The organism is Ramlibacter sp. AN1133 (genome assembly GCF_037890035.1).
Classification (GTDB): domain Bacteria; phylum Pseudomonadota; class Gammaproteobacteria; order Burkholderiales; family Burkholderiaceae_C; genus Ramlibacter.
The window spans coordinates 112,752-121,431 of record NZ_JBBKTQ010000018.1 but is presented as its reverse complement, the minus strand read 5'-3'; the positions used below and the strand labels follow the sequence as shown (position 1 = coordinate 121,431).

Sequence of the window (8,680 nt, the reverse complement as noted above, 5' to 3'; positions counted from 1 at the left end):
TGGGGCGGACAGTCCCACCCAGGCCCGGACCGGAGGCAACAGTCGCGCGTTCCGCTATTCGATCCGCGCCCCGGACGCCTTCACCAGCACGCCAGCCTGCTCATAGTCCGCACGCAGCAGCTTCTGGAACTCCTCCGACGACATCGTCCCAGGCTCGACGCCGAGGGTCGCCAGCCGCTCCTGCACCGACGGCATCGCCAGCACCTTGTTCATCGCCGCGTTGATCTTTTCCACCTCCGCCTTCGGCAGCGATGCGGGCGCGAGCACGCCGATCCAGGAGTCGAACTTGTAGCCGGGCACGCCGGACTCGGCGACCGTGGGCAGTTCGGGCATGAACTTGGAACGGTGCGGCCCGGTGTAGGCCAGGATCTTCATGCGCGCATCGTTCTTGAAACCGGTCACGCCGATCAGCGACGAGGTCACGCCCTGCACGCGACCGGCGAGCACCTCGTTGACGGCGTCGCCCGTGGATTTCATGGGGACGTGCTGCATGTCGAGCCCCGCCTTCGCGAGGAAGTAGGCCATGCCGAGGTGCGTCGCGCTGCCGTTGCCGGCCGAGGCGTAATTGAGCTTGCCCGGCTGCGACTTCACCAGCTTCACGTAGTCGGCCAGCGAGTTCACGCCCAGGTTGCCGGGGGCCGCGATCACGTAGCCGGTGTTGCCCACGTAGGCCACGCCGACGAAGTCCTTGATCGGGTCGTAGGGCAGCTTGCTGTACAGGTGGCCGGCCAGCGTGTGGCTGGCCGCGGCGACCACGAGCGTGCTGTTGTCCGTGGCCTTGGCGACGAAGCCGGTGCCGACGGTCCCGCCGGCGCCGGGCCGGTTCTCCACGATCACGGAGGCACCGAGCTGCTGCCCGAGTTCGGCGTTGAAGGTGCGCGCGATCGTGTCCTGCACCGCGCCGGGGCCGAAGGGCACCACGAGGTGGATCACGCGCTGCGCGAAGGCCGGGGCGGCCGCGCCGGCGGCGAGGACGAGCGCGAACGCGGCGCTGCGAAGACGGCGGAACTGCATCACAGGGACACTCCTTGGGGTTGGGCGAGCCACTTCTGCGCCAGCCGCACGAAGTAGCTGGCGCCGATCGGGATGATCTCGTCGTTGAAGTCGAACGAGGTGTTGTGGATGATGCAAGGGCCGGGCCCGTGCTCCGGCAGCCGGTGGCCGCCGTCGCCGTTGCCGATGAAGGCATAGCAGCCCGGGCGCACGTTGAGCATGTGGGCGAAGTCCTCGGCGGCCATCACGGCGGGGAACTGGTCGTCGACGCGTTCGGCGCCCACCACCTCGCGCATCACGTCGGCGGCAAAGCGCGCCTCGCGCTCGTGGTTCACGACCGGCGGCGATGCACGGCGGAAGCTCACCTCCGCGCGGCAGCCGTGCGCCTGCGCGATGCCGGCCGCGAGGCGCCGGATGCCGGCCTCGACCAGGTCCGTCGCCTCGGTTGAGAAGGTGCGCGCCGTGCCGCCGACCCACGCTTCGTCGGGGATCACGTTGGGCGCGCCCGAACCCTGGATCTGCGTGACGGCCAGCAGCGCCCGCTGCGTGGACGGGATCACCTTGGCCACCAGCGTCTGCAGCTGCTGGCCGAGATCGATGACGGCCGCCACCGGGTCGATGCCGGTGTGCGGCTGCGAGGCATGCGTGCCGCGGCCGTGGACCGTGACCTTCCAGGTGTTGCTGGAAGCCATGAGCGGGCCGGGGTTCAGCGCGAAGCTGCCGGTGGCCACGGCGAAGTTGTGCAGCGCGAACACCGCCTCGCACGGGAAGCGCTCGAACAGGCCTTCCTGCACCATCTTGAGCGCGCCGGCCTTGCCCATCTCCTCCGCCGGCTGGAAGATGAAGTGCACGGTGCCGTCGAAGTCGCGCGCGAGAGAGAGGTGCCAGGCCGCGGCGAGCAGCATCGTCGTGTGGCCGTCATGGCCGCAGGCGTGCATGCGGCCGTCGTGGCGCGAGCGGTGGGCGAAGCGGTTCTCTTCCTGCAGGGGCAGCGCGTCGAGGTCGGCGCGCAGGCCGATGGTGCGCTGTCCGCTGCCGCTGCGCAGCACGCCGACGACGCCGGTGCCGGCGATGCCGGTGTGCACCTCCAGGCCCCATTCGCGCAGCCGTTCGGCCACGATCTGCGAGGTGCGGTGCTCCTCGAACCCGAGTTCGGGATGCATGTGGATGTCGCGCCGCAGGGCGACGAAGCGCGAGATGTCGGCGAAGCTGTCGACGAGGTTCAATGCTGGCTCCGGTGGCGAGGCGGGCAGTATAGGTTGGGGGGGCTGGCCGAATGAACAGCCGGACGCAGAGGGCGCAAAGGGTACGCAGAGGACGCAAAAAAGTCAGAAAGGCTTTTGAATTCTTTCGCGTCCTCTGCGTACCCTTCGCGTCCTCTGCGTCCGGAAGTCCGCTCCAGCGCCTAGAACGGCATCTTGGGCATGCCTTTTCCGCCGCCCATGCGCTTCATCATCTTCATCAGCCCGCCGCCCTTCATCTTCTTCATCATCGTCTGCATCTGCTCGAATTCGTTGAGCAGGCGGTTGACTTCCTGCACCTGCACGCCGGCGCCGGCGGCGATGCGGCGCTTGCGCGTGGCCTTGATGATCTCGGGCTTGCGCCGTTCGGCGGCGGTCATCGAGCAGATGATCCCTTCCTTGCGGCGGATGTCGCGCTCGGCCTTCTCCATGTCGACGTTGCCGGCCTTGGCCTGCACCTGCGCCGGCATCTTGTCCATCAGCGTGGACAGGCCGCCCATCTGCTTCATCTGCTGCAGCTGCGCCAGGAAGTCGTTCAGGTCGAAGCCCGCGCCGCTCTTGACCTTGGCGGCGAGCTTCTGCGCGGCCTCGATGTCGACCCCGGCCTGCACCTGTTCGACCAGCGCGACGATGTCACCCATGCCCAGGATGCGCCCGGCATGGCGCTCGGCGTCGAACACCTCCAGGCCGTCGATCTTCTCGCTGACGCCGGCGAACTTGATCGGCGCGCCGGTGATCTGCCGCACCGACAGGGCCGCGCCGCCGCGCGAATCGCCATCGAGCTTGGTCAGCACGATGCCGGTGAGCGGCAGCGCCTCCCTGAAGGCCTTGGCCGTGTTGACCGCGTCCTGGCCCTGCATGGCATCGACCACGAACAGGGTCTCCACCGGCTTGACCGCCGCGTGCAGTTCCTTGATCTCGCGCATCATGGCCTCGTCGATGGCCAGCCGGCCGGCCGTGTCGATCAGCAGCACGTCGAAGTACTGCTTGCGCGCGTAGTCCAGCGCGGCGAGGGCGATGTCCACCGGCTTCTGGTCCGGCGTGCTGGGGAACCACTCGGCCCCGGCCTGCTTCGTCACGGTCTTGAGCTGCTCGATGGCGGCCGGGCGGTACACGTCGCCGGAGACCGTGAGCACCTTCTTCCTGCGCTTCTCGATCAGGTGCTTGGCGAGCTTGGCAGTGGTGGTCGTCTTGCCGGCGCCCTGCAGGCCGGCCATCAGGATCACTGCCGGCGGCTGGGTGGCGAGGTTGATGTCCGCCACGCCCGCGCCCATGGTGGCCACGAGCTCACGGTGCACGATGCCGACCAGCGCCTGGCCGGGATTGAGCGAGCCCACGACCTCCTGGCCCAGCGACTTTTCCTTCACGCGGCCGATGAAGTCGCGCACCACGGGCAGCGCGACGTCGGCTTCCAGCAAGGCCATGCGCACTTCGCGCAGCATCTCCTGGACGTTTTCCTCGGTGATGCGGGCCTGGCCGCGCATCTGCTTGACGAGCCGTGAGAGTTTTTCGGAGAGGGCGGAGGCCATGAGGTGTGGGGGTTGTGCCGCGTGACCGGTTCGCACGGAACGGCAGGGGCTAAACTTCTAGCATGATTCTATCCAGCGCGTCCCCGGCCAGTGTGGTCCTGACGATCGCCACCGCCGCGGCCTACGCGGTGCCCGCCGCCGGCCATTCCCGGCTGAGCGAGCAGTGGGCGCGGCGGGCGCTGCTGGCGGCCTGGCTCCTGCACGGCCTGACGCTCGGCTGGGCGCTCCTGGGCGACTCCCCGCGATTCGGCTTCGCGCCGGCCGTGTCGATGACGGCCTGGCTGGTGCTCACGGTCTACGCCATCGAGCGCCAGATGTTCCCGCAGATGCAGGCCCGCTGGGCGCTCACCGCCCTGGGGTCCTTCGCGGTGCTGCTGGCGCTGGCGTTCCCGGGCACGCCGATGCATGTCGCGACCTCGCCCTGGCTGCCGCTGCACTGGGCCCTGGGCATCGCGGCCTACGGCCTGTTCGCCGCGGCGGTGGTCCACGCCTGGCTGATGCAGCGCACCGAGCAGACCATGCGCCAGGCCACCGAACCGCACGCGGGCCTGCCCCTGCTGACGCTGGAACGCCTCACCTTCCGCTTCGCCACCGCCGGTTTCGTGCTGCTGTCCGCGACCCTGCTGGCCGGCGTCTTCTTTTCCGAAGTGCTGTACGGGCGGGCCTGGCGCTGGGACCACAAGACGGTCTTCTCGGTCCTGTCCTGGGGGGCCTTCGCCCTGCTGCTGCTGGGACGCGCGCGCTTCGGCTGGCGCGGGCGCAAGGCCGTGCGCGTGATCTACGTGGGGTCGCTGCTGCTGCTGCTGGCCTACGTCGGCTCGCGCTTCGTGCTGGAAGTCCTGCTGAGGCGCACCGCCTGATGAAGTACCTGCTGCTGATCGTGGTGCTGTTCGTCGCCTACACGCTGTGGCGCAACGCGCGCGTGCGCGACGGGCGCGACACCCGTTCGCCGCCGCCGCCAGGCCCCGGCGCCAACCCCCAGGAAATGGTGAGTTGCCCGGTGTGCGGGGTGCACCTGCCCCGCTCGGAGGCGGTGCCCGACGCGCGCGGAATCCTCTACTGCAGCAATGAGCACCGGCTGCGCTCCGGCGGCTAGGTGATGGCCACGGGGTCGTCCTCCGGCCATTCCACCTGGACGTGGGACGCGCCGGCGATGCCGGACCCGCCGCGGGTTTCGGCCTTCGAGCGGCTGTGGCGCGGCTTCATGACGGCGCGCATCGGCGTCGGGCTGGTCCTGCTGGTCCTGCTGGGGGGCATGGCCCTGCTCGGCTCCGCTCCCGTCAGCCAGTGGCAGCTCGGTCTGTGCGCAACGTACCTGGCCGCATCGCTGGCGGTGCGCCTGTTCAACCGGCCGGTGGCCCCGGGTCGCACCTTCGACCCCCAGTGGGTGTCGATCATCGGCGTGGACCTGCTGGCGTTCTCGGTGCTGCACTTCCTGCAGGCCGCCAACCTGAATTTCTCGCCGCTGTACGCGCTGCCGGTGCTGACCGCCTCGGTGCTCGGCTCGATGCTGCTGGCGCTGGGCACGGCGGCGGCCGTCACCCTGCTGCTGCTGGTGGACGCCTCCGTGCAGGCGCTGGAGCCGGTCGACCACACGGCGCGCCTGGTCCAGGCCGGCCTCACCGGCGGCGGCTACTTCGTGGTGGCGCTGCTCGCCAACGAACTCGCCACCCGGCTGGCGCGCGAGGAAGACGCGGCCCGGCGCGGCATGTCCGCCGCGCGCACCCAGGCGCACGTGAACGAGCTGGTGATCGAGACGCTCGCCGACGGCCTGCTGGTGGTCGGGCCGGACTGGCGCATCCACGCGGCCAACCCCGCCGCCCGCACCCTGCTCGCCTGGCAGGCCCCGGAAGCACCGGCATCGCTGGCGCTGGTGTCGCGGCCCGGCTGGCGTCCGCTGGCGGCGATCGCGCAGCGCACCTTTGACACCCTGCAGGCCCAGAGCGCCGAACTCGCGCTGGAACTCACGCCCGGCGAGCGCCTGCACCTGCGCGTGCGCACGCGCCTGACGGCCGCGCAGGACCCGTACAGCGACGCGCTGTGCGTGATGTTCCTGCAGGACCTGCGCGAGGCCGAGGCGCAGGTGCGCACCGAAAAGCTGGCGGCGATGGGACGCATGTCGGCGGCCGTCGCCCACGAGATCCGCAACCCGCTCGCCGCGATCGCCCAGGCCAACGCCCTCCTGGGCGAGGAACTCTCGGAGCCGGGGCAGCGGCAACTGAGCGAGCTCGTTGGCAAGAATACGCAACGGCTGTCGCAGATCGTCGACGAGATCCTGAACCTGGTGCGCGTGCAGCAGCAGCCGGTGGCCGACTGGCTGGAGCTGGACCAGGCGGTCGCCGGCTTCGTGGCCGAATGGGACCGGCAGGCACAAGCCGGCGCGCGGCTGCAGACACTGCTGCACTCGGGCTCCGCCTGGGTCACCTTCGACGGCGAGCACCTGCGCCGGGTCGTCGTCAACCTCCTGGACAACGCCCTGCGCTATGCGTCGGGCGCGCCCGGCGCCATCGTCGTGGCGACGGTGATGGGCTCCACCAAGGCGCACCTGCAGGTGTGGAGCGACGGCGCGCCGCTGGATGCGAGCGTGCAGCGCCACCTGTTCGAACCCTTCTTCTCCTCGGAGAGCCGCTCCAGCGGCCTGGGCCTCTACATCTGCCGGGAGCTGTGCCAGCGGCATGGCGCCACCGTGGCCTACACCCGCTCGCGCGCGCCGGACGGCACCCACCGCGAGGGCAACGCCTTCACCGTGACATTCCGCACGCGCGCGAGCATGGTGCCGGGGGGCACGCCGTTTGACACAATAGGCGCCTGATGCCCCAGCCCACAGCCGCTCCCCACGTCCTGGTCGTCGACGACGAACCCGACCTGCGCACGCTGTACGAACTGACGCTGCTGCGCGAGGGCTACCGGGTGGACGCGGCGGGCACGCTGGAGGAAGGCTGGAGCCTGCTGCAGCAGCAGCGCTTCGACGCGGTGATCACCGACATGCGCCTGCCCGACGGCCTCGGCCTCGACCTGCTGCACCGCATGGCCGCCCAGCAGCGCCCCGAGCGCTGCATCGTGATGACGGCCTACGGCTCCGCGGAAAACGCGGTGGAGGCCCTCAAGGCCGGCGCCTTCGACTACCTCACCAAGCCGGTGGACCTCAAGCAGTTCCGCACCGTGGTCGCCTCCGCGATCCAGGAAAGCGGCACGCCCGAGCGGCACCGCAGCCCCGGCGCGCCGCGCGCGCAGGGCGCCGGCGAGCCGCGAGCGACCGGCGGCGCCGCCTTGCAGCGGCTGGTGGGCGAATCGGCGCCGATGCGCCAGGTCAAGGAGCGCATCGAGAAGGTCGCGCGCAGCATGGCACCGGTGCTGGTGCGCGGCGAATCCGGCACCGGCAAGGAACTGGTGGCACGGGCGATCCACGCGTGCAGCCACCGTGCCGACGGGCCGTTCATCGCCGTCAACTGCAGCGCCATCCCCGAAACCCTGCTGGAGGCGGAGTTCTTCGGCGCCAAGAAAGGCTCCTATACCGGCGCCAGCGCCGACCGCGAAGGCTACTTCCAGGCCGCGCGCAGCGGCACCCTGTTCCTCGACGAGATCGGCGACCTGCCGCTGCCGATGCAGTCGAAGCTGCTGCGCGCCATCCAGGAGCGCAGCGTGCGCGCGCTCGGCTCCACGCAGGAGGACGCGGTGGACGTGCGCATCGTGAGCGCCACCCACAAGGACCTCGCCGCCGACGTGCAGGCCGGCCGCTTCCGGCAGGACCTGTTCTACCGGCTCAACGTGATCGAGATCCTGGTGCCGCCGCTGCGCGAGCGGCGCGAGGACCTGCCCGCCCTGTGCGCGGCGCTGCTGGCGCGCATCGCGCACGAGACCGGCCTGCCCGCGCCGCAGCTGTCGCCGCAGGTGCTGGAACAGTTGCAGGCCCATCCCCTGCCCGGCAACGTGCGCGAACTCGAGAACCTGCTGCACCGCGCGCTGGCGCTGAGCGACGGCACCGAGCTGCAGGTGGACCTTTCGCCCTCCGCGCCGGCCGTCGCCGCGGCCGCGGCCAGCCCCGAGGCCGCGTCGCCGGTGCCGGGCACGGCGGAGCCGGCGGGCGTGCCGAGCGACCTGCAGGCCTACCTCGACCAGCAGGAGCGCGAGATCCTGGTCAAGGCCCTGAAGGAAACGAACTTCAACCGCACGGCGGCGGCGCAGCGGCTCGGCCTGAGCCTGCGGCAGATCCGCTATCGCATCTCGCGCCTGGGCATTCCCACGCCGGGTACCGAGGACGCGGACGAGGCCAGCGATGCCTGAGCCCGGCGACCCCCTCTGGTCGCAGGGCTGGTACCGCTTCGCCCACCGCATCGACTCGCCGAACTTCGGGCCGCGACCGGAGGGCAGCGCGATCGACCTCATCGTGCTGCACTCCATCAGCCTGCCGCCCGGCGTGTACGGCGGCGACGAGGTGCTGCGCCTGTTCACGAACACGCTCGACTGGGACGCGCATCCCTATTTCCAGCAGATCCGCGGCGCGCAGGTGTCGGCGCATTTCTTCATCCGGCGCGACGGCGCGCTGCTGCAGTTCGTGAGCTGCGACGCACGGGCCTGGCATGCCGGCGCCTCGTGCTGGCGCGGCCGCACCAACTGCAACGACGATTCCGTGGGCATCGAACTCGAGGGCCTGGAGGGCGAGACCTTCGAGGCCGCGCAGTACGAGGCGCTCTCGGCCCTCTGCGCGGCGATCGGCCAGCACTACCCGATCCGCCACGTCGCCGGCCACGAGCACATCGCGCCGGGCCGCAAGAAGGACCCGGGCCCCGGCTTCGACTGGGCCGAGGTCAAGCGCGACCTCGGCTGGCCCGAGGAGTGGTTTCCGTCCGCGTGAGAAACCGCATACCGGACGCGGAGGACGCAAAGGGTACGCAGAGGACGCAAAAGAAAACCTTC

At 70.5% G+C, this 8,680-nt stretch carries 8 protein-coding genes; 5 read left to right on the top strand and 3 right to left on the bottom strand.

Annotation, left to right across the window (positions count from 1 at the left end):
• Positions 1-54 precede the first annotated feature (54 nt).
• The 3 genes from WG923_RS21900 to ffh all read right to left on the bottom strand — a co-directional run bounded on the left by WG923_RS21900 (position 55) and on the right by ffh (position 3,763).
• The gene (locus tag WG923_RS21900) at positions 55-1,014 is read right to left on the bottom strand and encodes a tripartite tricarboxylate transporter substrate binding protein (protein WP_340353125.1); all 960 of its coding nucleotides are present in this window, start codon (positions 1,012-1,014) and stop codon (positions 55-57) included.
• Positions 1,014-2,219: a M20 aminoacylase family protein gene (locus tag WG923_RS21895; RefSeq protein WP_340353124.1), complete on the bottom strand. Its 1,206-nt coding sequence runs from the start codon at positions 2,217-2,219 to the stop codon at positions 1,014-1,016. Before WG923_RS21895 ends, WG923_RS21900 begins: the two co-directional genes overlap by 1 nt.
• Positions 2,220-2,398: 179 nt before the next feature.
• Positions 2,399-3,763 (bottom strand): signal recognition particle protein, encoded by a 1,365-nt coding sequence (gene ffh, locus WG923_RS21890; RefSeq protein WP_340353123.1) that lies wholly within the window; start codon positions 3,761-3,763, stop codon positions 2,399-2,401.
• 62 nt (positions 3,764-3,825) lie between these two features.
• On the opposite strand from ffh, the gene WG923_RS21885 reads away from it, so the two are divergent.
• The 5 genes from WG923_RS21885 to ampD are packed head-to-tail and all read left to right on the top strand — an operon-like array spanning position 3,826 to position 8,618.
• A complete protein-coding gene (locus tag WG923_RS21885) occupies positions 3,826-4,623 on the top strand; it encodes a cytochrome C assembly family protein (RefSeq protein ID WP_340353122.1) in 798 nt (265 codons plus the stop codon).
• Positions 4,623-4,859, top strand: a complete 237-nt coding sequence (locus WG923_RS21880; RefSeq protein ID WP_340353121.1) for a PP0621 family protein — start codon at positions 4,623-4,625, stop codon at positions 4,857-4,859. Before WG923_RS21885 ends, WG923_RS21880 begins: the two co-directional genes overlap by 1 nt.
• Positions 4,860-4,862: 3 nt before the next feature.
• A complete protein-coding gene (locus WG923_RS21875; RefSeq protein WP_340353120.1) occupies positions 4,863-6,575 on the top strand; it encodes a sensor histidine kinase in 1,713 nt (570 codons plus the stop codon).
• Positions 6,575-8,047: a sigma-54-dependent transcriptional regulator gene (locus WG923_RS21870; protein ID WP_340353119.1), complete on the top strand. Its 1,473-nt coding sequence runs from the start codon at positions 6,575-6,577 to the stop codon at positions 8,045-8,047. Before WG923_RS21875 ends, WG923_RS21870 begins: the two co-directional genes overlap by 1 nt.
• Positions 8,040-8,618: a 1,6-anhydro-N-acetylmuramyl-L-alanine amidase AmpD gene (ampD, locus tag WG923_RS21865; RefSeq protein WP_340353118.1), complete on the top strand. Its 579-nt coding sequence runs from the start codon at positions 8,040-8,042 to the stop codon at positions 8,616-8,618. Before WG923_RS21870 ends, ampD begins: the two co-directional genes overlap by 8 nt.
• Positions 8,619-8,680: the final 62 nt, after the last annotated feature.